We start from the raw sequence: 26,587 nt of genomic DNA on the forward strand, positions 1-26,587 counted from the left end.
ACCGGTGACGACCGCTGGACCGCCCGTGAAGGGCCGCTCCACCCGGCAGCGTGCCGCGGTGGCGGCCGCCCTCGACGAGGTCGACGAGTTCCGCAGCGCGCAGGATCTGCACGACATGCTCAAGCACAAGGGCGACTCCGTAGGCCTCACCACCGTCTACCGCACCCTGCAGTCCCTCGCCGAGGCCGGCGAGGTCGACGTTCTGCGCACCTCCGACGGCGAGTCCGTCTACCGCCGCTGCTCGACCGGCGAACACCACCACCACCTCGTCTGCCGCGCCTGCGGCAAGGCCGTCGAGGTCGAGGGCCCGGCCGTGGAGACCTGGGCGGAGGCCATCGCCGCGGAACACGGCTATGTGAACGTGGCGCACACGGTGGAGATCTTCGGCACCTGCGCGGACTGCGCGACGAAGGGCTGACCGGCCGCGGGGGGCGCTGCCGCGCCCCCTCGCCCGTTCCTCACTCCTGCCGGCCCTCCATGGCGAGCAGCTCCTCGTTCGGGATGGCCCCGCCGAAGCGCCGGTCCCGGGAGGCGAACTCCAGGCAGGCCCGCCACAGATCACGGCGGTCGAAGTCCGGCCACAGCACGTCCTGGAACACCATCTCCGCGTAGGCGCTCTGCCACAGCAGGTAGTTGGAGGTGCGCTGCTCACCGCTCGGGCGCAGGAACAGGTCCACGTCCGGCATGTCCGGGTAGTACATGTACTTCTGGAGCGTCTTCTCGCTGACCTTGGCGGGGTCCAGCCGGCCGGCCTTCACGTCCTCCGCGAGGGCCTTCGCCGCGTCGGCGATCTCGGCGCGACCGCCGTAGTTCATGCAGAAGTACAGGGTCAGCCGGTCGTTGTCCTTGGTCTGCTCCTGGGCGATCTGCAGCTCCTTGGCCACCGACTTCCACAGCTTGGGCATACGGCCCACCCAGCGCACCCGGATGCCCAGCTCGTCCAGCTGATCACGGGTCTTGCGGATGAAGTCGCGGTTGAAGTTCATCAGGAAGCGCACCTCGTCGGGCGACCGCTTCCAGTTCTCGGTGGAGAAGGCGTACAGGGAGATCGCCCCGACACCCATCTCGACGGCGCCCTGGAGCACATCGAGGACCCGCTCGGCGCCGACCTTGTGGCCCTCGGTGCGCGGCAGCCCGCGCTCCTTGGCCCAGCGACCGTTGCCGTCCATCACGATCGCCACGTGGTTCGGGATCAGCTCACCCGGGAGCTTCGGCGGCCGCGCGCCGGACGGGTGCGGCTCCGGCGTCCTGTACTCGCGGCGCTGGCGCCCCAGGAACCCGCGTACGACCATGTGCGTCTCGTCTCCCTCTTGCTTCTTACTTCTCGACGTACCGAAGGGAGCGCAGCCCGCGCTCCAGATGCCAGTGCAGATAGGCGGACACCAGCCCGCTGCCCTCCCGCACGTACCGCGGCTCGCACGCGTCGGCGGTCTCCCAGTCGCCCGTGAGCAGCGCGCCGAGCAGTCCGAGCGTCTGCGGCGACGGTACGACGCTACCGGGCACCCGGCAGTCCACACACACGGAGCCGCCCGAGGCCACGGAGAAGAACCGGTTGGGACCGGGCATCCCGCACTTCGCGCAGTCGCTGAAGCTGGGGGCGTAGCCGTTGACGGCGAGGGACCGCAGCAGGAAGGCGTCGAGCACGAGGTGAGGGGCGTGCTCACCGCGCGCGAGCGTCCGCAGCGCACCCACCAACAGCAGATACTGCTGCACGGCAGGCTCCCCCTCGTGATCGGTGAACCGCTCGGCGGTCTCCAGCATGGCCGTCCCCGCGGTGTAGCGGGCGTAGTCGGTGACGATCCCGCCCCCGTACGGCGCGATGGTCTCGCTCTGCGTACACAGCGGCAGGCCCCGCCCCACCAGCTCACTGCCCCGCGCGAAGAACTGCACATCCACATGCGAGAAGGGCTCCAGCCGGGCCCCGAACTTCGACTTCGTGCGCCGCACCCCCCGAGCCACGGCCCGCACCCGACCGTGCCCCCGCGTCAGCAACGTGATGATCCGATCCGCCTCACCCAGCTTCTGGGTGCGCAGCACGATGCCGTCGTCACGGAACAGACTCATGCCCCCATTCTCCCGCACCGGGTCCGGTCCCTGTGCCCGCGTGCCCGACATCACTCGCTGCGCGGAGGCGGAGCCGGCGGGGCTCAGGGGTGACCCCGAGGGGCTTCCTCGGGTAAACCCCAGGAGGAACAGGGACGTTGCCCGGATGTGCTGGCCCGGCAAGATCGGCGAGGCTCGGGGCATGAAGAAGTCGACGCGTCACTCCCGGGCCGGCCGTGCCACACTCCTCGGTCTCGCCGCGGCCACAGCCACAGCCGGTCTCGGCCTCGGTCTCACGGGTCCCGCCACGGCAAGCCCCACAACGGCCTCCCCCTCGACCCTCCGATGGGGCGCATGCGAAGGCGGCGGCCCCGCCCTGGACCCCCGTCAGCAGTGCGCGACCCTCTCCGTGCCCATGGACTACGCGAAGCCGCACGGCAAGCAGATCCGGATCGCCGTCTCGCGGCTGCCCAGCGAGGACCCCTCCGCCCGGCGCGGGGCGCTGCTGCTGATCCCGGGCGGGCCCGGCGGGACGAGTCTCGGGCAGCCGTCGCAGAAGGCGAAGGTGCTCCCGCAGGAGGTCCGGGACGCGTACGACCTGATCGGGTTCGCGCCGCGAGGCATGGCGCCGTCCACGGCGGTGACGTGCGACCTCGACACCTCCGACCTGGCGGCGACGAAGCTCAGGCCGTGGCCGGCGCCGGACGGCTCCGTCGAGGGAAACATGGCCAATGCCCACCGGATGTCGCAGGCCTGCGCACGCAACGGCGGTGAGCTGATCCGGCACATCAGCACGGCGAACGAGGCCCGTGACCTGGACCGCATCCGGGCGGCGCTGGGCGAGCAGCGGATCTCGGCGTGGGGTGTGTCGTACGGGACGTATGTCGGCGCGGTCTACGGCCAGTTGTTCCCGCACCGCACGGACCGGTTCGTGCTGGACAGCAACGACAACCCGGATCCCGCACGGGTCGGCCGCGCCTGGCTCGCGGGGTTCGAGCAGGGCGTCGAGGACACCTTCCCCGAGTTCGCCAGGTACGCCTCCACCCCCGGCACCCCGGACCGTGTCGCCGCGCACCCGGCCGAAGTGCGGCGCGTCTTCCTGGAGTTGGCCGCACGGCTCGACCGCGCACCGCTCCCCCGCCCCGGCGCCAACCCGCCCGTGCTGGACGGGAACGAACTGCGCCAGGCCATGCTGACCGGCCTCTACGACCCCGACGGCTATCCCGCCCTGGCCCAGCTGATCAATGCCGCCCGCAAGGGGCAGGTGCCGCCCGCGCCGCCCGCCCCGCCGGAGGCGGTGCTGCAGAACGTCACGGCGGTCGCGATCGGCACGATATGCAACGACGTGGCCTTCCCCGCCTCGGCCGCCGACTACTCGCAGGACGTCCACGACAGCCGCGCCGCCTTCCCCCTCACCGCCGGCATGCCGCGCGGCCCGATGGCCTGCGCCGCCTGGCCGTTCGCGCCGAAGGAGCCGCCGGTGCGGATCGGCGACAAGGGCCGCTCGTCGTTCCTGCTCGTGCAGAACGAGCGCGATGTGGCCACGCCGCTCAGCGGCGCGCGCAAGCTCCGCGAGGCCCTGGGCCGGCGTGCCGTGATGGTGACGGTGAACTCCACCGGCCACGACGCCTACCTCGCCAACGGCAACGCCTGCGGCGACGCCACCGTCAGCCGCTTCCTGGCCACGGGCCGGCGCCCCGCCACGGACCTCTACTGCCGCTGACCGGCGCCGGCCCCACCACCCTCGCTCCCGAACCGCTCCACATACCTCCGCTGCCACGGCGTCTCCACGGCCCGCCGGTCGTAATGCGCACGTACGTAGGCCACGGCCTCGTCGGCCGGCACGCCGTCCAGGACGGCGAGGCAGGCGAGGGCCGTCCCGGTGCGGCCGCGTCCGCCGCCGCAGGCGAGTTCCACGCGCTCGGCGGCGGCCCGCCGCCAGGCCTCGGCCAGCACCGTGCGGGCCTCCCGGCGGTCGGCGGGGAGCCGGAAGTCGGGCCAGCGGAGCCAGTGGCTCTCCCAGGGGACGGCGGGCGGCCGCCGGCCCAGCAGATAGACCCCGTACGTCGGCAGGGGCGCCTGCGCGTCGAGCGGCCGGCGCAGCCCCCGCCCCCGAACGGACCGCCCCGAAGGCAACCGCAGCACCCCCGGCGCCCCCGCCTCCCAGGTCTCACCCGTCCCCGTCATCAGGCCCCTCCCACCGTCCCGTCCGTCCATCAGGCCACCCCACCGTCCCAGCCATCAGACCCCTCCCACCGTCCCCGGCGTAACCAGTCCCGACTCGTAGGCCACGATGACCAGTTGGGCCCGGTCGCGCGCCCCCAGCTTGCCCATGATGCGGCTGACATGGGTCTTCGCGGTGAGGGGGCTCAGGTGGAGGGCGTCGCCGATCTCGGTGTTGTTCAGGCCGCGCGCGACCAGGGAGAGCACCTCGCGCTCGCGCTCGGAGAGGCACTCGGGGCCGCCCTCGAGCGGGGCCGTGGCGGGGCTGCGCAGGAAGCGGGCGATGAGCCGGGAGGTCGGTCCGGGCGACAGCAGGGCCTCGCCGCCGGCCACCGTGCGGATGGCGTCGAGGAGTTCGGCGGGGCGGGTGTCCTTGACCAGGAAGCCGGAGGCCCCGGCGCGCAGGGCCTCGACGATGTGCTCGTCGGTGTCGTACGTGGTGAGCACGAGGACCTTCACCCCGGCGAGGTCCTCGTCGGCGGCGATCAGCCGGGTGGCCTCGATGCCGTCGAGGTCGGGCATGCGGATGTCCATCACCACCAGGTCGGCGCGCTCGCTGCGGGCCAGTTCGACGGCCTCGCGGCCGGTGCCGGCCTGGCCGACGACCGCCATGTCCTTGGCGGACTCGACGAGCATCGCGAACGCGGCCCGTACGAGGGTCTGGTCGTCGGCGAGCAGGACACGGATGGTCACGGGGTTCCTCCCGGGGACGCTGACGGTACGAGGCTGATCACTGGGTTCCTCCCCAGGCGGCGCCGCTCACTGCGCCGCCCCCAACGGCAGTACGGCGCTGACCTCGAAGCCCTGGCCGGGCAGCGGCCCGGCGTCCAGGGTGCCGCCGACGCTGCGCGCCCGCTCGCGCATGCCGACGAGCCCGAATCCGGGCGTGCCGCCGCCCTGGCCGGTCCCGTCGTCGGTGACGGTGACCCGCAGGGCGCCCTGCCCGGCGTGCACGCCGACCCGGATGCCGAGGTCGTCGCGTCCGCCGTGGCGTACGGCGTTGGTGAGGGCCTCCTGCACGATCCGGTAGGCGGCCGCGCCGACGGCGGGCGGCACGTCCCCGGCGCAGACCGACAGGTCGACCTCGGCCCCGGCGACCCGCGCGGCCTCGGCGAGGCCCGGCAGGCCGCGCAGGTCGGGCAGCGGCCCGCGCGCGTCGGGTGTGCCGTGTTCGCGCAGCACCTCCAGGGTGGTGCGCAGTTCGCCGCGCGCGCTGCGGCAGGTCTCGGCGATGTCGTCGAGGGCCTTGGCGACGGTCGCCCGGTCCAGCCGGTCGGGGTCGGCGTTCAGGACGTGGGCGGCGACGGAGGTCTGCACGCCGATGAGGGTGATGCTGTGGGCGAGCAGGTCGTGCAGGTCGCGGGCGATGCGCAGGCGTTCCTCGGCGACCCGGCGGCGGGCCTCCTCCTCGCGGGTGCGTTCGGCGCGTTCGGCGCGCTCGACGATGGCGGCGACGTACTGCCGGTAGAAGCGGACGTCGATGCCGACGAAGACCACGGCGATCACCCAGCCGAAGGTCCGCAGCAGTTCCGCGGCCTGGTGCTTGTTGACGAACACCATGATGCTCATCGCCAGGGCCAGGGCCGTGCCGCTGGTGAGCAGCGTGTAGAGGGGCCGGCAGGTGACGGCGACGGTGTACAGGGCGAGGTAGGAGGCGGGGACGGGCGCGGTGTGGTTGTTGTCGAGGGCGTGGTACGGCAGCAGCAGCGCGACCGTCGCGGCGAGCACCAGCAGCGGGCGGCGGCGCCGCCACACGTTCGGCACCTGCCCGGCGAGCAGCAGGGCCCAGCCGAGCGGGTCGGGGCGGCGGGCCGGGTCGGTGGCCAGAGCGACGGCGACGGCGTGGGCGGTGGTGGCGAGGACGAGCAGGATGTCGTTGCGCAGGGCGTGCGGGGCGGTCAGCGGGTCGCGGTTGATCACCGCCATGATCCGCTCGCCGACGCGGGGTTTCGGGGCTGCTTCGGGCACGGCCTCATCTTCCGTGAGGAAGGCGCCCCTCCGGGAGGGAGGGGCGCCTGGAGGTTCAGACGCGTTCCGGCCGGCGGACCGCCGGCTCGGGCTCCGGCGCCCGGGACATCCGGCCGGGCCACCACACCGTGCGGCCGAGGGCGACGCTCGCGCTGGTGACCAGGTAGGTGCGCACGAGGAAGGTGTCGAGGAGCACGCCGACGGCGATGACGAAGCCGAGTTCGACGAGCTGGACGAGGCCCATGTTCATCAGCACCGCGAAGGTCGCGGCGAGGACCAGGCCCGCGGAGGCGATGACCCCGCCGGTGGTGCGCAGCGCGGTGAGCGCGGCCGTGGCGGGTTCGGCGCCGCCGAGGGACTCCTCGCGCATGCGGTGCATCAGGAAGATGCCGTAGTCGACGCCCAGGGCGACCAGGAACACGAAGGACAGCAGCCCGAGCCCCGGGTCGGTGCCCTCGAAGCCGAACAGCGGCCCGAACACCAGCCCGCCGATGCCGAGGGCCGCGCCCCATACGGCGACCACGGCGGCCACCAGCATCAGCGGGGCGACCAGGGAGCGCAGCAGGATGATCAGGATGAGCAGGACGGAGACGAGGACGAGGGGCACGACGACCTTCTGGTCGCGGGCGCTGGCGTCCTTCAGGTCGAGCTGCTGGGCGCTGGGTCCGCCGACGTAGGAGCCGTCGAGCTTGGCGCGCAGGGCCTCGATGGTGCGGGTCTCGGCGGCCGTCTGCGGCGGGGCGGAGGCGGTCACGGACACCTCGGTCCAGCCGTCTCCGGTACGGCCGAGCCGGGCGCTGTCGACTCCATCGGTGTTCCGCGCGGCGGCGAGGGTGGCCTCGGCGCGGTCGGCAGGGGTCATGACGGTGATGGGCTGGCTGGACCTCTCGGGGTAGGCCTCGGCCAGGGCCAGCATGGCGGTGACGGACTCGGGCCGGTCGACGAAGGAGTCCTCCTGCTTGACCGTGCCGGGCAGGTTGAGGGCGCCGAGGGCGAGCGCGCCGAGCGCGACGGCGCCCGAGACGAGGACCGCGACGGGGCGGCGTCCGGCGGAGCTGCCCATCGCGGCGAACAGCGAGCGGCGGGCCTTGGGGGTGCTGCCGAAGGCGGGGACGAGCGGCCAGAACACGCGGCGGCCGAGCAGGACCAGGATCGCGGGCAGCAGGCTGAGCATGGCGAGGAGCGCGCACAGCACGCCGACGGTGCCGAGCGGGCCCATGCCGCGGTTGGAGTTCAGGTCGGCGGCGAGCAGGCAGAGCAGGCCCGCGGCGACGGTGCCCGAGGAGGCGAGCACGGCGGGGCCGCAACTGCGCAGCGCGGCCTTCATGGCGTCGTACGGCCGCTCGATGCGCCGTAGTTCCTCGCGGTAGCGGGAGACCAGGAGGAGGGCGTAGTCGGTGCCGGCGCCGAAGACGAGGATCGTCATGATGCCGGAGCCGGCGCCGGAGACGGCGGTGCCGAACGCCTGGTTGAGGCCGTAGGCGACGGCCATGGACAGGTAGTCGGCGACGCCGGCGACGACGAGCGGCAGCAGCCACAGCACGGGGCTGCGGTAGATGAGGATCAGCAGCACGGCCACCACGGCGGCGGTGGTGTAGAGCAGCGGTCCGCCGAGGGAGTTGTAGACCTCCGCGGAGTCGGTGAGGAGTGCGCCGGGGCCGCCGACCTCGACGGTCAGTCCGTCGCCGCCGTGGACGGTGTCGCGCACGTCGTTGACGAAGGCGTCGCGCAGTTTCTCGTCGTCCCCGGGTTCGTTGCTGACGACCGGGTACATCAGGGTCGCGCCGTCCCGGGAGGGCACGCCCTCGGGGGTGGCGGTCAGCGCGTGCTCGCCGTCGATCGCGGCGACCTGTTCGTCCGCCGTGCGCCGGTCGGCGGCGGTGAGGCCGCCGTCGCGGTGGTAGACGAGGACGAGTTGGGTGCTCTCGCCGCCGGGCAGCTTCTCCTGGAGCTCGGCCACCTGGGTGGAGTCGGCGCTCGCGGGCAGGTAGTCGGTGACGCGGTCGCGCTGCACGTCCGCGAGTTTCGCGGCGAACGGCGAGGCGACGGCGAGTACGCCGACCCACAGCGCGAGCACCAGCCAGGGCACGGCTCTGCGCCGTGTCTGTGTGTTTGCGGCCCCCATGGATCGGGCCTCCCTCCGGCACGAATGTCTGGATGTGACTCCAGACTCCCGGCGGAGAAGGGCCGATTCGTCGCGCCTGCGGCCGAGTTCGGGGGTACTGCCCGGGGTGATGTGAGGGGCCGGTTACTCCCGGGGGAGTACTGCGGCGGCCAGGAGCCGTGTCACCTCGTCGGCGGCGATCGTCAGCGCCGACCCGACCGTCGCGAGGACCTCCCGCTCCGCGGGCGTGTACGGGCCGTCCGCGAGGGCGATCCGTGCGCCCTGGAGCAGGATCGACTCCCGCCCGGACGGGGCGAGGTGGGGGGCGAGCGGGTCCAGTGCCTCGTGCAGCTCTATGGCCAGTCCGGGCCCGCACGGGGCGCCGTACACCCGGCCGGTGTCCGCGGCGAGGGCCTCGACCAGCGCGTTGAGCTTGTCCTCCGTGCAGTCGTCGAAGCCGGCCTGCCGCACCGCGCCGGCCGCCGCGGTCAGGGCGAGCCGCGCACGGGGCCCGCCTCCCGCGGCGAGGACCGCGAGGGCGACGGTGTGCACGGCGTCCCGGAGCATCGCCGCGAAACGGCTGGTGGTGGGGTGGTCGAGGACCTCCGTGCCGTAGCGGCGCCTGCAGTCCGCGCACTCGACGGCGGGCCCGGTCTCGCCGCGCGGCAGCACGGGAACGCCCAGCAGGGTGAAGCGGCGGCGCCCGGTGAGCCGCTGGTAGTTGCGGTCGCCGCCGCAGCCGGGGCAGAAGAACTGCCCGTCGCCGACGGCGGTCCATGCGACGCGCGTGCCCAGGATGCGCACAGCCTTGTCGGCCCGGCCGTCTCGTCCCCGTCCTGGCAGCACGTCGCACCTCCGTCACCGCGCGGCAACATCGCCGCGCTGGCGTGATGTTAGCCACATCGCCCAGCCCTAGTCAGCACCCCGGACGAGACCTTTCCGTGACCTGGGGGTTCATATGGCTGGTATACGACGGTGCCCCGCCGGCCGTGCGTACGGCGGGCGGGGCAGCGAAGCGACGAGGGGCGGGGGTCAGCGCGCGGCGCGGTTGACGGCGGAGATGACCGCCTTCAGCGAGGCGCGGGTGGTGTTGGCGTCGATGCCGATGCCCCACAGGACCTTGTCGTCGATGGCGCACTCGATGTACGAGGCGGCCTGCGCGGAGGCGCCCTCGCTCATGGTGTGCTCCTGGTAGTCCAGCAGGCGGGCGTCGACGCCGATGCCCTGCAGCGCGTGGAAGAAGGCGGAGATCGGACCGTTGCCGGTGCCGACCAGCGTGATCTCCTTGCCGTCGACCTCGGCCTCCACGGTCAGCGTGTCCACGCCGTCCTTGTCGGTGGTGGACTGGCCGGCCTTCAGCTGGATGCGGCCCCACGGGTTGTCCGGGTTCGGCAGGTACTCGTCCTGGAAGACGGCCCAGATGTCCTTCGGCGTGACCTCGCCGCCCTCGGCGTCGGTCTTGGCCTGGATCAGCTTGGAGAACTCGATCTGCATACGGCGCGGCAGGTCCAGCTTGTGGTCGTTCTTCAGGACGTACGCGACACCGCCCTTGCCGGACTGCGAGTTGACGCGGATGACCGCCTCGTAGGAACGGCCGACATCCTTCGGGTCGATCGGCAGGTAGGGGACCGCCCACTCGATGTCGTCGACGGTGACGCCCTTCGCGGCCGCCTCGGCCTCCATGGCGTCGAAGCCCTTCTTGATGGCGTCCTGGTGGGAGCCGGAGAAGGACGTGTAGACCAGGTCGCCCACGTACGGGTGGCGCGGGTGGACCTCCATCTGGTTGCAGTACTCCCACGTACGACGGATCTCGTCGATGTCGGAGAAGTCGATCTGCGGGTCGACGCCCTGGGAGAACAGGTTCATGCCCAGGGTGACCAGGTCGACGTTGCCGGTGCGCTCACCCTGTCCGAACAGGCAGCCCTCGACGCGGTCGGCGCCGGCCATCAGGGCCAGCTCGGCGGCGGCGACGGCGGTGCCGCGGTCGTTGTGCGGGTGGACGGACAGGCAGACGTACTCGCGGCGGGACAGGTTGCGCCCCATCCACTCGAAGCGGTCCGCGTGGGTGGAGGGCGTGGAACGCTCCACGGTGGCGGGCAGGTTGAGGATGATCTCGCGGCCCGGGCCGGGCTGGTAGACGTCCATCACCGCCTCGCAGACCTCCAGCGCGAAGTCCAGCTCGGTGTCGGTGAAGATCTCCGGGCTGTACTGGTAGCCGAACTCGGTCTCGGGGCCCAGCAGCTTCTCGGCGTACTCCATCACCAGGCGGGTGCCGTCGACGGCGATCTGCTTGATGTCGTCCTTGGAGCCGCGGAAGACGACCCGGCGGAAGACCGGGGCGGTGGCGTTGTACAGGTGGACCGTGGCGCGCTTGGCGCCCTTCAGGGACTCCACGGTCCGCTCGATCAGGTCCTCACGGGCCTGGGTCAGTACGGAGATGGTGACGTCGTCCGGGATGGCGCCCGGCTCCTCGATGATGGAGCGTACGAAGTCGAAGTCGGTCTGGCCGGAGGCGGGGAAGCCGACCTCGATCTCCTTGTAGCCCATCTTGACCAGCTGGTCGAACATCCGGCGCTTGCGCTCGGGCGACATCGGGTCGATCAGGGCCTGGTTGCCGTCGCGCAGGTCCGTGGACAGCCAGCGGGGGGCGGCGGTGATCCGTCGGTTCGGCCAGGTGCGGTCGGCGATGTCGACCTGCTCGTAGCGGCCGTACTTGTGGATCGGCATGGAGGTGGGCTGCTGGCGGTTCGCCATGATGCGTAAGGCTCCTCAGGATGTCCGGAAGGACGGCCGACGACGCAACGCCAAGCTCCGCGGGGAGGGAGTCGACCTGGACTACAGGCCCTCGCCGCGGCAGCTAAGGAGAAGCAGCCCGAAACGCATGATGCGCAGCATGCTAGCCGAGCCGCCTTCGCCGCGAAGGTCCGTATCAGTATGCGGGACCGCAGACCTTAAATCGGACAAAAAGTGCGCTATACCACTTCCGGAGGCCGATTCGGGCCCACATCCCCCGTTTTTCACCGATCATGGTTGCTGGTAGTGACAGCGGCATAACTCAGTGCGATGGTGCCGGGCATGACGCCAGTCTTCTGCACCATCGTCCCGCCGCATGTTCTCGACCAGCTGGCCCGGGCGGAGGACCCCCGCCTCTCCGGCCCCGCCCGCCGCACCCTCCAGCGCGACGCCTTCGAGCGCACCCAGCGCCGCCTGACCACGGTGATCGGCGCCGCCGCCGTCGCCCCGCCCACGGGAGCCGAGTCCGGCAAACCGAACCGCACCATCTACGACGCCCGGCACCGGACCACCCTGCCCGGCAAGAAGGTCCGCGCCGAGGGCGAGGAGCCCGGCAGGGACGCCACCGTCAACCGCGCGTACGCGGGCCTGGGGGCGACGTACGAACTGTTCCTCAGCGCCTTCGCGCGCGACTCGATCGACGGCTCGGGCCTCCCGCTGGACGCGACGGTCCACTACGAGGAGGACTACAACAACGCCTTCTGGAACGGCGAGCAGATGGTGTTCGGCGACGGGGACGGCGAGATCTTCCTCGACTTCACGATCCCCGTCGACGTCATCGGCCACGAACTCGCCCACGGCGTCACCCAGTACACCGCCAACCTCGCCTACTTCGGCCAGTCCGGCGCCCTCAACGAGTCCCTGTCGGACGTCTTCGGCTCGCTGATCAAGCAGTACACCCTCGGCCAGACCGCCACCGAGGCCGACTGGCTGATCGGCGCGGGCCTGCTCGCCCCGCGCGTGACCGGCACGGCCCTGCGGTCGATGAAGGAGCCGGGCACGGCGTACGACGACGACGTCCTCGGCAAGGACCCGCAGCCCGCGACGATGGACGACTACGTCCACACCGGCCGCGACAACGGCGGCGTGCACATCAACTCCGGCATCCCCAACCACGCCTTCTATCTGGCGGCGACCGCCCTCGGCGGCCACGCCTGGGAGCGCGCGGGCCGCGTCTGGTACGACGTGCTGACCGGCGGCGAGCTCCACGAGGACGCCCTGTTCACGGACTTCGCCACGCTCACCGTGAAGGCGGCCCGGGCCCGCTACGGCGAGGGCGACGAACTCACCGCCGTCAGCAAGGCCTGGGAGCAGGTCGGCGTGCGCACGCTGTAGTTCCGTACTAGACAGGGACCCATGCGGATTCAGGTGAGGCGCACGGGAGGTTTCGCGGGCATCGAGCGGTACGCCGAGGTGGACACCTCTGGCCGCGCCGACGCCCAGGAGTGGCACGCCCTGGCCGAGCGCGCGCTCGCGTCCGGCCGGGGCACGCCCCCGGTCGGGGTGCCGGACGGGTTCGGCTACGAGATCACGGTCGACGGGAAGACGGTGTACTGCGCGGACCCACGGCTGACCGACGACCAGCGCAGGCTGATCACACGGGTGCTGAAGGAAGGCGCGTAACGCGCGATCCCTGTCCGGCCGTTGACTTCGGTTACCCCGGGTACGGATGATCCGGCGCATGGCGACCAACGCGATACCTCGGTTCCCGGCCGGCTTCCTGTGGGGCGTGTCGACCTCGGCCCATCAGATCGAGGGCGCGGTGGACGAGCGCTCGCCGTCGGTGTGGGACGTCTTCACGGCCGAGCCGGGCCGGGTGAAGGACGGCTCCACGGCGGCGGTGGCCTGCGACCACGTCCACCGCCACCGCGAGGACGTGGCCCTGCTGGCCGGCCTGGGCGTGGACGCCTACCGCTTCTCGGTCTCCTGGCCGCGCGTGCTCAAGGACGGCGGCCTGGACTTCTACGACCGCCTGGTGGACGACCTGTGCGCGGCGGGCGTCCGCCCGGTGCCGACCCTCTTCCACTGGGACCTGCCGGTCGGGGAGGACTGGCTGGAGCGGGACACGGCCGCGCGGTTCGCCGAGTACGTCTCGGTGGTGGCCGAGCGCCTCGGCGACCGCGTGCAGAAGTGGATCACCCTCAACGAGCCCGCCGAGCACACCCTGCTCGGCCACGCCCTCGGCGTCCACGCCCCCGGCAGACGGCTCCTATTCGACGCCCTCCCCGTCGCCCACCACCAGCTCCTCGCCCACGGCCTCGCCGTCCGGGCCCTGCGCGCGGCCGGCGCCTGCGACATCGGCATCGCCAACTCCCACGGCCCGACCTGGCCGGCCTCACGGGAACAGGCCGACGTGGAGGCGGCCGACTTCTACGACCTGCTGCTGAACCGGCTGTTCGCCGACCCGCTGCTGCTGGGCGCCTACCCCGACGGCATCGGGGAGTTGATGCCCGGGGACGTGGCGGCCGACCTGTCGGTCATCGCCGAGCCGCTGGACTGGTACGGCATCAACTACTACGCGCCGACCCGGGTGGGCGCCCCCCAGGGCACGGAGATCGACTTCGGCGGCGTCCGCATGCCCGCCGAACTCCCTTTCTCGGTACGGGAGATCGACGGCGTCCCCCTGACGGACTTCGGCTGGCCGGTGGTGCCCGAGGGCCTCACCGACCTCCTCACCGCCTTCCGCACCCGCTACGGCGACCGCCTCCCGCCCGTCGTCATCACCGAGAACGGCTGCTCGTACGAGGGCCTGGACGACCAGGACCGTATCGCCTACCTCGACGGCCACATCCGCGCCCTGCACCGGGCGATCGAGGCGGGCGTGGACGTACGGGGCTACTTCGTGTGGTCCCTGCTGGACAACTTCGAGTGGGCGGAGGGGTACGCCCGGCGCTTCGGCCTGGTGCATGTGGACTTCGAGAGCCAGAAGAGGACGCCGAAGGCGTCGTACACCTGGTTCAGGGACGTGCTGGGGGCGCAGCGTAGTTAGGGGTGCGGGGAACTGCGCGACAAGCCACGACGGCGCGTCGGACGCGAGACGGCGAGAACCACGACGGCGAAGAGGCGGCTACAACGCCCCCGCCTCACGGGCCGCATAAACAGACGGGTACTGCGGCCGATACCCCAGCTCCCGCCGAATCCGCTCCGTGGAGGTGATCCCGAACCACGGATCGGGGTCGGCACGCTCGAACAGCTCCTCCGGCACCTCGGCCCCGTTCAGCTGATGCAGCTCCACCGCGGTGACAGGCGTGTCGTCGGCGATGTTGTACAGCCGCCCGTCCACCCCGGGCGCGTGCAGCAGCCGCAGCAGGCCCTGGGCGACATCGGCGTGGTGGACCATCTGGAGCCGCTGAGCAGCGGCCCAGCGGGACGCCCACATCAGGGACTGGGCCAGGTGCGGGTCGCCGTCGCCGTAGACGAAGGTCAGCCGGCCCACCCGCACGCCCAGCCCCTCCATCGCGAACAGCCCCTGCTCGGCCTCCCACTTGGACGCGGTGTAGGCGCCCCACATCTCCCCGCCGGGCTCGACGGGGTCGTCCTCCGTCAGCGGCCTTCCCCGCCCGGTGCCGTACACCAGCCCGGTGCTGGTCTGCACGAACCGCCGTACGCCCGAGGCCGCGGCCGCCCGGCCCAGCGCCAGGGCGGCATCGCGGTTGACGGCCCAGGCCTCTTCGTCCGGCACGCCCCGGAACGCCGCGGCCACGTTCACCACGGCGTCCACCCCGGCGACCGCTTTGCCGAGCGCCTCCTCGTCGCGCAGGTCGCCGACGACGACCTCGGCGCCGAGATCGGCGAAGGCGTCCGCGCGGGAGGCGTCCCGCACGAGGACCCGGACCTTCTCCCCCGGCCGGGCCTGGGCCAGCAGCCTGGGCACGAAACGGCGTCCGACCTGTCCTGTCGCACCGGTCACCAACGTCAGCATGATGTGCTCCTCTCGTCGGGCACCAGCCTCCGGCGACCGGGCGTGCGGCGGGAGAGACCCGTCGATCATGGGACTGGCAGTCCCTGGATAAGCCGGACGGCGTCCCGCACGCTTGAGGGGTGGACCGAGCCGAACTCGCCGACTTCCTGCGCCGCGGCCGCGGCCGTCTGTCCCCCGCCGACGTGGGGCTGGCCGCGGGTGCCCGCCGCCGTACGCCCGGACTGCGCCGGGAGGAGGTGGCGGCGCTGGCCGGTATGTCGGTGGACTACTACACGCGTCTCGAGCAGGCGCGCGGCCCGCGGCCGTCCCGGCAGATGCTGACCGCGCTGGCGCGGGCGCTGCGGCTGGGCGAGGAGGAGCGCGACCACCTGTTCCACCTGGCCGGTGAGGAGCCGCCGCGCCGGGAGGCCGGGGCGGGGTACGTCCGTCCCGGGCTGCTGCTGATCCTGGACCGGCTGCACGACACCCCGGCGCAGGTGGTGACGGACATCGGGGACGTCCTCGCGCAGAACGCGTCGGCGAAGGCCCTGGTGGGGGACGTGGAGGCGCGTCCGCCGCGGGAGCGGAACCTGGCCCGGCTGTTCTTCCTGGACCCGGCCTCGCGCGAGCTGTTCCCGGAGGAGGACCGGCCGGTGAACGCCCGGGCGCACACGGCGGCGCTGCGCGCGGCGACGGCGGCGCACCCGGAGGACCGGGCGGCGGCCGCGCTGGTGGCGGAGCTACGGGCACAGAGCGCCGAGTTCGCGCGCCTGTGGGAGGAGCACGACGTGGCCGCGCGGCGGGGGCCGACGAAGAGGTTCCGGCACCCGGTGGTGGGCCTGCTGGAGCTCGACTGCGAGGTCCTGCTCAGCCCCGACCACCGTCAGTCACTGGTCGTCCACTCGGCCCGCCCCGGCACGGAGTCCCACGACCGGCTGCGTCTGCTGGGCGTGCTCGGCCTCCAGGACATGTCCGCCGACGGGGCCTGACGCCTCAGAAACCGAGCTTGCGCAGCTGCTTCGGGTCGCGCTGCCAGTCCTTGGCGACCTTGACGTGCAGGTCCAGGAAGACGGGCGTGCCGAGCAGGGCTTCGATCTGCTTGCGGGACTTGATGCCGACGTCCTTCAGGCGCTTGCCCTTGGGGCCGATGATGATGCCCTTCTGGGAGGGGCGCTCGATGTAGACGTTGGCGTGGATGTCGAGGAGGGGCTTGTCCGCGGGGCGGTCCTCGCGCGGGAGCATCTCCTCCACGACGACCGCGATGGAGTGCGGCAGCTCGTCGCGTACGCCCTCCAGGGCGGCCTCGCGGATCAGCTCCGCGATCATGACCTGCTCGGGCTCGTCGGTGAGGTCGCCCTCGGGGTAGAGGGCGGGGCCCTCGGGCAGCATCGGGATCAGCAGGTCCGCCAGCAGGTCGACCTGCTTGTTCGCGGTCGCCGACACCGGGACGATCTGCGCCCACTCGATGCCCAGCTCCTTGCCGAGCTGGTCGATCGCGATCAGCTGCTCGGCGAGGGTCTTGGAGTCGACGAGGTCCGTCTTGGTGACGATGGCGACCTTCGGGGACTTCTTGATCCCCGCCAGCTCCTTGGCGATGAAGCGGTCACCGGGACCGATCTTCTCGTTCGCCGGGAGACAGAAGCCGATGACGTCGACCTCGGCCCAGGTGGTCCGTACGACGTCGTTCAGCCGCTCGCCCAGCAGCGTGCGCGGCTTGTGCAGGCCGGGGGTGTCGACCAGGATCAGCTGGGCGTCCGGGCGGTGCACGATGCCGCGCACGGTGTGCCGGGTCGTCTGCGGCTGGTTGGCGGTGATCGCCACCTTCTGCCCGACCAGAGCGTTCGTGAGGGTGGACTTCCCCGCGTTGGGGCGGCCCACGAAGCAGGCGAAGCCGGCCCGGTGGACTTCTTCAGCAGACTGCTCGGATGACTGGGTGCGAACGCTCATGCGCCCATTCTCCCTGATCCCCGAAGCCGTGCCGCACCACGCACCGCACAGTGAGGTCCCGGAAACCCGTCCGCAACGAAACGTCGCCGAAACACACCTGTACACGACCGGAAACCGTCACCGGTGACTCTCTGACGCAAGCCCCCCCTCCGTTGGAGACGACCGTGACCCTTGCCGCGCCCCTCGCCGCAGCGCATGTCGACACCGGCGACACCGCCTGGCTGCTCGCCGCCACCGCCCTCGTCCTGCTGATGACCCCGGGCCTGGCCCTGTTCTACGGCGGCATGGTCCGCACGAAGAGCGTCCTCAACATGCTGATGATGAGCTTCGTGTCGATCGCCCTGGTGACGGTCGTCTGGCTGGCGGCCGGCTACTCGCTCGCCTTCGGCGAGGACGCGGCCGGCGGCCTCATCGGCGGCCTGGACCACCTCGGCATGTCCGGCATCGGCCCGGACAGCGTGCAGGGCACGGTCCCCACCGTCCTGTTCGCCACCTTCCAGCTCACCTTCGCGATCATCACGGCCGCGCTGATCAGCGGCGCGATCGCGGACCGGGCGAAGTTCGGGGCGTGGCTGGTGTTCGTGCCGCTGTGGGCGCTGCTCGTATACGTTCCCGTCACCCACTGGGTGTGGGGCCCGGGCGGCTGGATCCTCGACAAGCTGGGCGCGTTGGACTTCGCGGGCGGTCTGCCGGTCGAGATCACCTCGGGCGCCTCCGGTCTCGCCCTGTGCCTGGTACTGGGGCCGCGCCTGGGCTTCAAGAAGGACTCCATGCGCCCGCACAACCTGCCCATGGTGGTGCTCGGCGCCGGTCTGCTCTGGTTCGGCTGGTTCGGCTTCAACGCGGGCTCGGCCCTCGGCGCGAACGGCCTCGCCGCCGCCGCGTTCCTCAACACCCTCGCCGCCGGCTGCACCGGCCTGCTGGGCTGGCTGTTCGTCGAGCAGAAGCGCGACGGCCACCCCACCACGCTGGGCGCCGCCTCCGGCGCGGTGGCGGGCCTGGTGGCCATCACCCCGTCCTGCGGCTCGGTGTCCCTGCTGGGCGCGCTCGTGGTCGGCCTCGCCGCCGGTGTCGTCTGCTCGTACGCGGTGAGCTGGAAGTTCAAGCTGAACTACGACGACTCCCTGGACGTCGTCGGCGTGCACCTGGTCGGCGGAGTGATCGGCACGCTCCTCATCGGCGTCTTCGCGGTGGAGTCCATGACCGGCGGCACCGAGGGCCTGCTGTACGGCGGTGGCTTCGGGCAGCTCGGCAAGCAGCTGGTCGCTGTCGTCACGGTCGGGGCGTACGCCTTCGCCGTCACCTACGGCCTCGGCAAGCTCATCGACAAGGTGCTGGGCTTCCGCGCGAGCGAGGAGCAGGAGCACACCGGCCTCGACCTTACGGTGCACGCGGAGACCGCATACGATCACGGCGTCCTGGGCCACGGCGCCCCGGTCGCCCACTCCGTCGTCCCCACCGCCCAGAAGGTCAGGCCCCAGGCATGAAGCTCATCACCGCGATCGTCAAGCCGTACCGCCTCGACGAGGTGAAGAACGCCCTCCAGGAGCTCGGCATCCAGGGCCTGACCGTCAGCGAGGCCAGCGGTTACGGCCGCCAGCGCGGCCACACCGAGGTCTACCGCGGCGCCGAGTACCAGGTCGACCTCGTCCCCAAGGTCCGCATCGAGGTCGTCGTCGAGGACGCCGACTCCGACGCCGTCATCGACGCCATCGTCAAGGCCGCCCAGACCGGCAAGATCGGCGACGGCAAGGTCTGGGCCCTGCCGGTGGAGACGGTCGTACGGGTGAGGACGGGCGAGCGAGGCCCGGACGCCCTGTGACTTTTCAGAACGTCCCGTAGGGACACGTAGTCAGGGGCGCGGGGAACTGCGCGACCAGCCACGGCGGACCCGCACCCGGCCGCGCACGCGAGGCCCCACGACAGGTCCCGCTCAGCCGGCGGTGACGGTCACCCGAACCTCGCCATCAGGCCCAGCCACGAGCACAGGCGTCCCCGCCCCACCAAGATCCCGCACAGCAGCCCGGTCCAGTTCGGACACCGACTCCGCGTCGGTCACCACAGCCGCGGCCTCCAGGGACTTCGCCCCGGACGCCACCGCCATAGCCACCGCGGTCTGCAGCGCACTGAGCTGAAGCGAGTCCAGCGACACCGTCCCGGCGACATACGTACGGCCGGTGTCGTCGCGGACGGCCGCGCCCTCCGGCACACCGTTGCGGGCACGGGCCGAACGGGCCAGGGTGACGATCTTGCGGTCCTCGGGGTCGAGCGCGTTGCTGTCGGTCATGGTCCGAGGATACGTAGGCAGGGCCGGCTCACCCCGCGACGGGGTACATCGCACGATGGTGAGGTCGGGCTGGTGGCGCTGGGCCTGCGCCGGGGTCAGTCCAGGGTCTGAACGATCTCGCTGCGCGCGGCCGTGTGCACCACGCGGCCGCGCGCGCCGTTGACCAGGGACAGATACGGCGCCACATGTCCGCACTCGACGTCGGCGACGACCGGCACGCCGAGCGGGCCGAGGGCGTCCAGGACGGCCTCGTGCTGGGTGAGGGTTCGCCCGTCGGCTGCCGGGCTGCGGCCGACGAGTACGGCGTTCGCGCCGTCGAAGAACCCGGCCAGGCGCATGCCGTGCAGGCTCCGGCAGACGGTGTAGGCGTCGCTGCCGCCGGACTCGATGTACACGAGGGTGCCGCCGTCGCCGGCCAGGGAGGAGACGTCCAGGTACGGCGTTCCGGCCACGTTGACGAGCGCCTCCAGGCACCCGCCGATCAGCCGGCCGGTCACGTCCACGTCGCCGGAGCCGTCCAGGCGGGTCCAGTGCCCGGTCGCGTCGAGCGTGAAGTCGCGGATGCCGGGGTGCTCGGTGTAGTCGTCCCAGCCGGAGGACCGGTGGCGCCCGGGCGGGGTCTGTGTGAGCGGCTCGCTCTGCGCCGCGGTGACGACGTCGAACCAGGAGAGCAGGCCCTCGGGCGTCCGGTAGGGGGTGTCCATGAGGTTGTTGCCGTGGACGGTCGCGACGCCGGTCAGCAGGGTCAGCGGGGTCGCGATCGTGGAGATGTCGGACCAGCCGATCAACCAGGTCGGCTCCGCCCGCGCGATCTTGTCGAAGTCCAGCAGCGGCAGCAGGTCGATCGCGGTCTCGCCGCCCCACGGCGGGATCACGGCCCGGATCGTCGGGTCGGTCAGCATCTCGGTCAGCTCGGCCGCCCGCTCACCGGCCGGGGCGCTGATGTGCGTGGCGCCGTCCATGCACCGGCCGACGACGACCTCGTACCCGCGCTCCCGGATGTCCTGGAGCGCCACCTCGAGGCGCCCCCGCATCGACTCGGGGACCCCACTGGACGGGGAGGTCACACCGACACGGTCACCGGGGCGCAGCGGGCGCGGGTATCGAACGCTCATGCGGCGGATTCTGACACGGGGTCACCCGGCCCCGGCAACGCGTTTACGGCCGGTCGAGCCGGAGCCGGTCCGCCCTCGGCAGTCCGGCCACCACCAGGTCGTAGGAGTCCTCGACGAGCTCGGCGACCAGCCGGTCGGGGAGGTCGCCGTCGACCGTGACGGTGTTCCAGTGGCGCTTGTTCATGTGGTAGCCGGGCTTGATCAGGCCCTCGTACTCGGAGCGCAACCGGACGGCGTCCTCCGGGTCGCACTTGAGGTTCACGGTCAGGGGCCGGTTGTCGAGCCAGCTCAGGGCGAACATCTTGCCCTGGACCTTGAAGACGGAGATCTCGGGGCTGAAGGGGAAGTCCTCCACGGCGGCGTTGAAGGACAGGCACAGGGCGCGCAGTTCCTGAGGTGTCACTCGTCCTCCTTCTGCTCCGTGCCGGCCGGATCGACCGGCTCCACCAGCACGGTCACGATCTTGTTCCGGCGGCCCGCGGACGACTCCGCGGTCAGCCGCAGCTCGCGGCCGTCGGGGAGGCCGACCATGGAGGAGGCGCCGGCGATGGGGACGCGGCCGAGGGCCTTGGCGAGCAGGCCGCCGACGGTCTCGACGTCCTCGTCGTCGTACTCCTCCAGGCCGTACAGCTCGCCGAGGTCGCCGATGTCGAGGCGGGCGGTGACCCGGAAACGGTCCTCGCCGAGGTCCTCGACGGGCGGCAGTTCACGGTCGTACTCGTCGGTGATCTCGCCGACGATCTCCTCGAGGATGTCCTCGATGGTGACGATGCCGGCGGTGCCGCCGTACTCGTCGATGACGACGGCGACGTGGTTGCGTTCCTTCTGCATCTCGCGCAGCAGGTCGCCGGCGTTCTTGGTGTCGGGCACGAAGAACGCGGGCCGCATCGCGGTGGACACCAGCTCGGACTCGGCGTCGCGGCTGATGTGCGTCTTGCGGACGAGGTCCTTCAGATACACGATGCCGACGATGTCGTCCTCGCTCTCGCCGGTGACCGGTATCCGGGAGAAGCCGGAGCGCAGGGCGAGGGTGAGGGCCTGGCGGATGGTCTTGTAGCGCTCGATGACGACGAGGTCGGTGCGCGGCACCATCACCTCGCGCACCAGGGTGTCGCCGAGCTCGAAGACGGAGTGCACCATGCGGCGCTCGTCGTCCTCGATGAGGGACTCCTGCTCGGCGAGGTCGACCAGTGCGCGCAGCTCCGCCTCGGAGGCGAAGGGGCCGCGCCGGAAGCCCTTGCCGGGGGTGAGCGCGTTGCCGATGAGGATCAGCAGCGACGGGATCGGGCCCATCACCCGGGCCAGCGGCAGCAGCACATAGGCCGCGGCGGTGGAGGTGTTCAGCGGGTGCTGGCGGCCGATGGTGCGCGGGGACACGCCGACGGCGACGTACGACACGAGGACCATGACCGCGATGGCGATCAGCAGGGCCTGCGAGGTGGAGGAGAACTCCTCCAGGCAGGCGTAGGTGACGAGGGCGGCGGCGGCCATCTCGCAGGCGACGCGCACGAGCAGCGCCATGTTGAGATAGCGGGTCGGGTCGGCCGCCACCTGGGCGAGCTTGGCGCTGCCGCGGCGGCCGGACTTGACGGCCTCGTCGGCGCGGAAGCTGGAGACGCGGGCGATGCCGGCCTCCGCGCAGGCGGCGAGCCAGGCGACGACGACCAGCAGGATCGCGCCGAGGACGAGTTGCGGACTCATGACCGGGGTGACCGCCCGCGCCTAGGAGACGGTCGGGGCCGGCGACGGGCCGGTCAGGCCCTTCTCCGCGCGCCACCCGTCCACGATCGCCGCCTGCAGGCCGAACATCTCCGCCTTCTCGTCCGGCTCCTCGTGGTCGTAGCCGAGCAGGTGCAGCACACCGTGGACGGTGAGCAGCTGGAGCTCCTCGTCCATGGTGTGCTGCGTCGGTGCTTCGTCGCCCTGCTTCTTGGCGACCTCGGGGCACAGCACGATGTCGCCGAGCAGGCCCTGCGGGGGCTCGTCGTCGTCCTTCGTGGGCGGGCGCAGCTCGTCCATCGGGAAGGACATGACATCGGTAGGGCCGGGCAGGTCCATCCACTGGATGTGGAGCTGCTCCATGGCGTCGGCGTCCACGACGATCACCGAGAGCTCGGAGAGCGGGTGGATGCGCATCCGTGCGAGTGCGTAGCGGGCGATGTCGAGGATCGCCTGCTCGTCGACCTCGGTTCCGGATTCGTTGTTGACGTCGATCGACATGGTGCTGCTCGGTCTACTTCCCCTTGTGCCCGGCCTTGCTCCGGCCGCCCTTGTGCGTGCCGTTCTCCGTGCCGTGCGTGTCGTCGTACTTCTCGTACGCGTCGACGATACGGCCCACCAGCTTGTGCCGGACGACATCGTGGGACGACAGCCGGGAGAAGTGGACGTCCTCGACGCCCTCCAGGATCTCCTGGACCTGACGCAGGCCGGACTTGGTGCCGTTGGGCAGGTCGACCTGCGTCACGTCACCCGTGATCACGATCTTCGAGTCGAAGCCGAGGCGGGTGAGGAACATCTTCATCTGTTCCGGGCTGGTGTTCTGGGCCTCGTCCAGGATGATGAAGGCGTCGTTGAGGGTGCGGCCGCGCATGTAGGCGAGCGGCGCGACCTCGATCGTCCCGGCGGCCATCAGACGGGGGATGGAGTCCGGGTCGAGCATGTCGTGCAGCGCGTCGTAGAGCGGGCGCAGGTAGGGATCGATCTTTTCGTAGAGCGTGCCGGGCAGGAAGCCGAGGCGCTCGCCGGCCTCCACCGCGGGCCGGGTCAGGATGATGCGGTTGACCTGCTTGGACTGCAGGGCCTGCACCGCCTTGGCCATGGCGAGGTAGGTCTTGCCGGTACCGGCGGGGCCGATGCCGAAGACGATGGTGTGCTTGTCGATCGCGTCGACGTAGCGCTTCTGGTTGAGCGTCTTGGGGCGGATGGTGCGACCGCGCGAGGACAGGATGTTCTGCGTGAGCACCGAGGCCGGGGTCTCCTCCTGGCCGTCGCCGCTCTCGCTCGCCCTCAGCATGGCGATCGAGCGTTCCACTGCGTCCTCCGTCATCGGCTGCCCGGTGCGGAGCACCAGCATCATCTCGTCGAACAGGCGCTGTATCAGGGCGACTTCCGACGGGTCGCCGACCGCGCTGATCTCATTGCCCCGGACGTGGATGTCGGCCGCCGGGAAGGCCTTCTCGATCACGCGCAACAGGGAGTCGCCGGACCCCAGCACGGTGACCATCGGGTGCTGGGCGGGGACGGTGAACTGCGCTCGCGCCTGCCCCTGCGCAGGGGTGTGAGCTGTGGGTGTCTGAGTCATGGGCCGGCTCTGAAGGCCTGCGTTTCCTCCTCTTCACGGCCGCGTGGCTGAGGGCGGCCTCGCGCTTCCAGGGTACGACGGTGGACCGACAAGGCCGTAGGGCTTTTCGCCGAAGCCCGTCCCGGACAGGCCCTGGCTGCGGGCAGGCGTGCCGCTGGGGCGGCACGGGTGGGCGCAGCGGCACCTCCTCGCGCCGAGCTGCGCAACGCCCCGCGCCCGGCTCCCGCGCCCTGCACCCCTACGCCGACCTCCCGAAGCCGATCGTCGGGACCGCCCTCCTCAGCGGCCAGGGGCGTACGCACTCCTCCGGGACCAGGGTGTCCAGGAACGCGTACCGCTGGAGCGCCGCCGGGTCCTGGGCCTCCAGTGACTGCACCTTGCGCCACCAGGCGGCGACCTCGCTCCAGCCCGGGGCCGACAGGGAGCCGCCGAACTCCTGGACGGACAGGGCCGCCGTGAGGCCCGCGAAGGCCAGCCGGTCGGCGAGGGGCCAGCCGGCCAGGGTGCCGGTGACGAACCCGGCGACGAAGACGTCCCCCGCGCCGGTGGGGTCCAGCGCCTCGACGGCGATCGCGGGGACCTCCGCCGTCTCGCCCGTACGGCCGTCCACGGCGTACGCCCCCTCCGCCCCCAGCGTCACGACCGCGACCGGGACGTACGAGGTCAGGGCCTGCGCCGCCGCCCTCGGGCAGCTGGTGCGGGTGTAGCGCATGGCTTCCTCGGCGTTCGGCAGGAAGGCCTCGCAGTGTTCGAGGTCGGCCAGCCCGGCGAGGTCCCAGGCGCCGGTGTCGTCCCAGCCGACGTCGGCGAAGAGGCGGGTGCCCTTCGCCGCGGCCTGGGCGATCCAGGGGGCGCGCCTGCCCGGGGTGAGGGAGGCGATCGCGGCCCGCGCGCGGGGCGGGCAGTCGGGGGCGGGCTCCTCCGGCGGGGGCTCGTGGCCGTGGGAGACCATCGTGCGCTCGCCCTCGTAGGCCATGGAGACGGTGACCGGGGAGTGCCAGCCGGGCACCGTGCGCGACGGGCCGAGGTCGATGCCCTCGCCCTGTTCCAGGGCGTCCCAGCAGTACTCGCCGTAGTGGTCGTCGCCGAAGGCCGCCGCGAGGGAGGTGCGCAGCCCGAGCCGGGCCAGGGCGGTGGCCATGTTGGCGACGCCGCCGGGGCTGGAGCCCATGCCGCGGGCCCAGGACTCGGTGCCGCGCACGGGCGCGGAGTCCAGGCCGGTGAAGATGATGTCGAGGAAGACGGTGCCGGTGAGGTAGACGTCCCAGGGCGGATCGGCGGGCGCGCGCAGCCCGGCGAGCGGGTCGACCTGGGACCGGCGGTGCGGTCCCCCTGCGATGGACACCTCGGACGCGATCACGATGGCGCTCCCTGACGCACGGTGCGGATTCAGGCCAGTGTGCACCACCGCACGCAGGGGGCGCCGACGCTCCCGGCGGGGACCGCGCGTGCCGCTACCAGCGCGGCACGGCCGGTGTCGTCCACCCGGGCTCGGCGACCCGCATCGCCGCCGCGTCGTCCCGGTCGCGCAGCCGGCCGTCGTCTTCGAGCCACCTGCGGTGCAGGAAGGCCAGCCGGTCGCGGTCGAGTTCGACGCCGAGGCCGGGCGCGTCGGAGACGGTGACGCGGCCGCCGGTGAAGGGGATGCGCTCGGTGAGGACGTCCTCGGACTGCCAGGGGTAGTGGGAGTCGCAGGCGTGGTGCAGCGCGGGCACGGTCGCCGCGACGTGGGTCATGGCGGCCAGGCTGATGCCGAGGTGGGTGTTGGAGTGCATGGAGATACCGACGCCGAAGGTCCGGCACACGGCGGCCAGGTGCTGGGTGTTGCGCAGCCCGCCCCAGTAGTGGTGGTCGGACAGGACGATCTGCACGGCACCGCGGGTGAACGCCTCGGGTATCTCGGCGAAGGTCGTCACGCACATGTTGGTGGCGAGCGGTACGTCGGTGCGGGCGGCGACCTCGGCCATCGCGTCGGTGCCGAGGGCCGGGTCCTCCAGGTACTCGAGGACGTCCTTCAGCGCGTCGGCGACCTTCACGGACGTCTCCACCGACCAGGCTCCGTTGGGGTCGAGCCGCAGCGGCTGCCCGGGGAAGGCCTCCGCGAGGGCGCGGACGGCGGCGACCTCCTCGTCGGGCGGGAGGACACCGCCCTTGAGCTTGAAGGAGGTGAAGCCGTGGTGCTCGGTGAAGCGGCGGGCCTGCTCGACGACGCCGGCGGGGTCGAGGGCGGCGCCCCACTCGTCAGCCGCTTCCCCAGGATGGGCGGCCCACTTGTAGAAGAGGTACGCGCTGTACTCGACCGAGTCGCGCAGCTTGCCGCCGAGCAGGGCGTGCACGGGCAGCCCCAGCGTCTTGCCGAGGGCGTCGAGGCAGGCGACCTCGAAGGCGGAGACGACGGACAGCCGCAGCTTGTCCGCGGTCTGGACACCGCGCAGCCCGCCGACGTCGACGGCGTTCTCCACGCGTGAGGCGTCCACCCCGACCTCGTCCACGAGCGTGAACAGCCCGTTGAGGTCGTCCACCCGGCGTCCGGTGAGCCGGGCGGCGAGCGGCCGGGCCAGTTCCAGGTACTTGGTGTCGCCGTAGGTCTCTCCGACGCCTGTGGTGCCGTCGTCCGTGACGACCTCCACGATCAGGCGGGGCGTGTACGGCTGGTGGACGCCCTGGGTGTTGAGCAGGGGCGGGTCGGCGACCAGGACGGGCGTCAGCCGGACCTCGGCGACGGTCGGGGCGTGGGTCACGGGGCGCCTCCTGCGGGTTCACGTATGAGAACACCGGTCGAGTGGATGAAAAGCGATCGCCCTTCTACCCGACGGTCGGGGCACCAAACCGAAAAGTGCTCCAGATCACACCACCCACCCTCCCTCGCGCCCGCCCCCACTTGATACAAATTGCCCGCGCGTTC

The 26,587-nt window shown here is 71.8% G+C and carries 26 protein-coding genes; 8 read left to right on the plus strand and 18 right to left on the minus strand.

Translation table 11 applies throughout. The features are described from left to right. The first annotated feature begins 4 nt into the window (after positions 1-4). Positions 5-418 (plus strand): Fur family transcriptional regulator, encoded by a 414-nt coding sequence (locus ACIQ6Y_RS10445; RefSeq protein ID WP_404035287.1) that lies wholly within the window; start codon positions 5-7, stop codon positions 416-418. Positions 419-458: 40 nt separating this feature from the next. On the opposite strand, the gene ACIQ6Y_RS10450 is transcribed toward ACIQ6Y_RS10445, so the two are convergent. Next, positions 459-1,292 (minus strand): isoprenyl transferase, encoded by an 834-nt coding sequence (locus ACIQ6Y_RS10450; RefSeq protein ID WP_404035290.1) that lies wholly within the window; start codon positions 1,290-1,292, stop codon positions 459-461. A gap of 25 nt (positions 1,293-1,317) precedes the next feature. Next, positions 1,318-2,064, minus strand: a complete 747-nt coding sequence (gene recO / locus ACIQ6Y_RS10455; RefSeq protein ID WP_404035293.1) for a DNA repair protein RecO — start codon at positions 2,062-2,064, stop codon at positions 1,318-1,320. A 181-nt stretch (positions 2,065-2,245) separates the two neighbouring features. Between recO and ACIQ6Y_RS10460 the strand changes: the two genes are divergently transcribed. Next, complete coding sequence (locus ACIQ6Y_RS10460; protein ID WP_404035296.1) at positions 2,246-3,766, plus strand: alpha/beta hydrolase; 1,521 nt, start codon at positions 2,246-2,248, stop codon at positions 3,764-3,766. Here the strand turns inward: ACIQ6Y_RS10460 and ACIQ6Y_RS10465 are convergent. The 6 genes from ACIQ6Y_RS10465 to leuA all read right to left on the minus strand — a co-directional run bounded on the left by ACIQ6Y_RS10465 (position 3,754) and on the right by leuA (position 11,092). Next, entirely contained in the window at positions 3,754-4,230 is a 477-nt protein-coding gene (locus ACIQ6Y_RS10465; protein WP_404035298.1) for a protein phosphatase, read from the minus strand. The two genes, ACIQ6Y_RS10460 and ACIQ6Y_RS10465, sit on opposite strands and share 13 nt — an antisense overlap. 54 nt (positions 4,231-4,284) lie before the next feature. Beyond that, the gene (locus ACIQ6Y_RS10470) at positions 4,285-4,959 is read right to left on the minus strand and encodes a response regulator (RefSeq protein ID WP_404035301.1); all 675 of its coding nucleotides are present in this window, start codon (positions 4,957-4,959) and stop codon (positions 4,285-4,287) included. A gap of 66 nt (positions 4,960-5,025) precedes the next feature. Next, positions 5,026-6,192, minus strand: coding sequence for a sensor histidine kinase (locus ACIQ6Y_RS10475; RefSeq protein ID WP_404036391.1), 1,167 nt, complete (start codon positions 6,190-6,192; stop codon positions 5,026-5,028). A gap of 97 nt (positions 6,193-6,289) precedes the next feature. Next, positions 6,290-8,359 (minus strand): MMPL family transporter, encoded by a 2,070-nt coding sequence (locus tag ACIQ6Y_RS10480; protein WP_404035304.1) that lies wholly within the window; start codon positions 8,357-8,359, stop codon positions 6,290-6,292. A 123-nt stretch (positions 8,360-8,482) separates the two neighbouring features. Beyond that, positions 8,483-9,184 (minus strand): TerB family tellurite resistance protein, encoded by a 702-nt coding sequence (locus ACIQ6Y_RS10485; protein WP_404035307.1) that lies wholly within the window; start codon positions 9,182-9,184, stop codon positions 8,483-8,485. Positions 9,185-9,370: 186 nt separating this feature from the next. Beyond that, on the minus strand, positions 9,371-11,092 hold the full coding sequence (gene leuA / locus ACIQ6Y_RS10490) for a 2-isopropylmalate synthase (RefSeq protein WP_404035310.1): 1,722 nt from the start codon (positions 11,090-11,092) through the stop codon (positions 9,371-9,373). A gap of 309 nt (positions 11,093-11,401) precedes the next feature. On the opposite strand from leuA, the gene ACIQ6Y_RS10495 reads away from it, so the two are divergent. The 3 genes from ACIQ6Y_RS10495 to ACIQ6Y_RS10505 are packed head-to-tail and all read left to right on the plus strand — an operon-like array spanning position 11,402 to position 14,120. After that, positions 11,402-12,466 carry a M4 family metallopeptidase gene (locus tag ACIQ6Y_RS10495; protein WP_404035313.1) on the plus strand — a complete coding sequence of 355 codons (1,065 nt, stop codon included), beginning with the start codon at positions 11,402-11,404 and terminating at the stop codon, positions 12,464-12,466. Positions 12,467-12,487: 21 nt separating this feature from the next. Further along, positions 12,488-12,754, plus strand: coding sequence for a protealysin inhibitor emfourin (locus ACIQ6Y_RS10500; RefSeq protein ID WP_404035316.1), 267 nt, complete (start codon positions 12,488-12,490; stop codon positions 12,752-12,754). A 46-nt stretch (positions 12,755-12,800) separates the two neighbouring features. Further along, positions 12,801-14,120: a GH1 family beta-glucosidase gene (locus tag ACIQ6Y_RS10505; protein WP_404035319.1), complete on the plus strand. Its 1,320-nt coding sequence runs from the start codon at positions 12,801-12,803 to the stop codon at positions 14,118-14,120. A gap of 78 nt (positions 14,121-14,198) precedes the next feature. Here the strand turns inward: ACIQ6Y_RS10505 and ACIQ6Y_RS10510 are convergent, their stop codons facing one another. After that, entirely contained in the window at positions 14,199-15,053 is an 855-nt protein-coding gene (locus tag ACIQ6Y_RS10510) for an NAD-dependent epimerase/dehydratase family protein (protein ID WP_404035321.1), read from the minus strand. 119 nt (positions 15,054-15,172) lie between these two features. Here ACIQ6Y_RS10510 and ACIQ6Y_RS10515 point away from each other — a divergent pair, with 119 nt between their 5' ends. Continuing rightward, positions 15,173-16,021: a helix-turn-helix transcriptional regulator gene (locus ACIQ6Y_RS10515; protein WP_404035324.1), complete on the plus strand. Its 849-nt coding sequence runs from the start codon at positions 15,173-15,175 to the stop codon at positions 16,019-16,021. 4 nt (positions 16,022-16,025) lie between these two features. Here ACIQ6Y_RS10515 and era read toward each other — a convergent pair whose 3' ends face one another. Continuing rightward, positions 16,026-16,979 carry a GTPase Era gene (era, locus tag ACIQ6Y_RS10520; RefSeq protein ID WP_404035327.1) on the minus strand — a complete coding sequence of 318 codons (954 nt, stop codon included), beginning with the start codon at positions 16,977-16,979 and terminating at the stop codon, positions 16,026-16,028. Positions 16,980-17,143: 164 nt separating this feature from the next. Here era and ACIQ6Y_RS10525 point away from each other — a divergent pair, with 164 nt between their 5' ends. Together ACIQ6Y_RS10525 and ACIQ6Y_RS10530 are read left to right on the plus strand one after the other, a co-directional pair. Next, positions 17,144-18,466: an ammonium transporter gene (locus ACIQ6Y_RS10525; RefSeq protein WP_404035330.1), complete on the plus strand. Its 1,323-nt coding sequence runs from the start codon at positions 17,144-17,146 to the stop codon at positions 18,464-18,466. Next, positions 18,463-18,801 carry a P-II family nitrogen regulator gene (locus ACIQ6Y_RS10530; RefSeq protein WP_404035333.1) on the plus strand — a complete coding sequence of 113 codons (339 nt, stop codon included), beginning with the start codon at positions 18,463-18,465 and terminating at the stop codon, positions 18,799-18,801. Before ACIQ6Y_RS10525 ends, ACIQ6Y_RS10530 begins: the two co-directional genes overlap by 4 nt. Positions 18,802-18,912: 111 nt before the next feature. Here the strand turns inward: ACIQ6Y_RS10530 and ACIQ6Y_RS10535 are convergent, their stop codons facing one another. The 8 genes from ACIQ6Y_RS10535 to ACIQ6Y_RS10570 form a co-directional block, all read right to left on the minus strand. After that, positions 18,913-19,266 carry a cytidine deaminase gene (locus tag ACIQ6Y_RS10535; protein WP_404035336.1) on the minus strand — a complete coding sequence of 118 codons (354 nt, stop codon included), beginning with the start codon at positions 19,264-19,266 and terminating at the stop codon, positions 18,913-18,915. A gap of 95 nt (positions 19,267-19,361) precedes the next feature. Further along, the gene (locus ACIQ6Y_RS10540) at positions 19,362-20,381 is read right to left on the minus strand and encodes a S66 peptidase family protein (RefSeq protein WP_404035338.1); all 1,020 of its coding nucleotides are present in this window, start codon (positions 20,379-20,381) and stop codon (positions 19,362-19,364) included. Between the two features lie 43 nt (positions 20,382-20,424). After that, on the minus strand, positions 20,425-20,784 hold the full coding sequence (locus ACIQ6Y_RS10545; RefSeq protein ID WP_404035341.1) for an MmcQ/YjbR family DNA-binding protein: 360 nt from the start codon (positions 20,782-20,784) through the stop codon (positions 20,425-20,427). After that, entirely contained in the window at positions 20,781-22,082 is a 1,302-nt protein-coding gene (locus ACIQ6Y_RS10550) for a hemolysin family protein (protein ID WP_404035344.1), read from the minus strand. The genes ACIQ6Y_RS10545 and ACIQ6Y_RS10550 overlap by 4 nt, the downstream gene beginning before the upstream one ends. A 21-nt stretch (positions 22,083-22,103) precedes the next feature. After that, positions 22,104-22,601: an rRNA maturation RNase YbeY gene (gene ybeY / locus ACIQ6Y_RS10555; RefSeq protein ID WP_404035347.1), complete on the minus strand. Its 498-nt coding sequence runs from the start codon at positions 22,599-22,601 to the stop codon at positions 22,104-22,106. 13 nt (positions 22,602-22,614) lie between these two features. Next, the gene (locus ACIQ6Y_RS10560; RefSeq protein WP_404035349.1) at positions 22,615-23,682 is read right to left on the minus strand and encodes a PhoH family protein; all 1,068 of its coding nucleotides are present in this window, start codon (positions 23,680-23,682) and stop codon (positions 22,615-22,617) included. Positions 23,683-23,920: 238 nt separating this feature from the next. Then, entirely contained in the window at positions 23,921-25,042 is a 1,122-nt protein-coding gene (locus ACIQ6Y_RS10565; RefSeq protein ID WP_404035352.1) for a carbohydrate kinase family protein, read from the minus strand. Between the two features lie 94 nt (positions 25,043-25,136). Further along, a complete protein-coding gene (locus ACIQ6Y_RS10570) occupies positions 25,137-26,423 on the minus strand; it encodes a glucarate dehydratase family protein (protein ID WP_404035355.1) in 1,287 nt (428 codons plus the stop codon). Between the last annotated feature and the right edge of the window lie 164 nt (positions 26,424-26,587).

Source organism: Streptomyces sp. NPDC096205, from assembly GCF_044763135.1.
GTDB lineage: Bacteria > Actinomycetota > Actinomycetes > Streptomycetales > Streptomycetaceae > Streptomyces.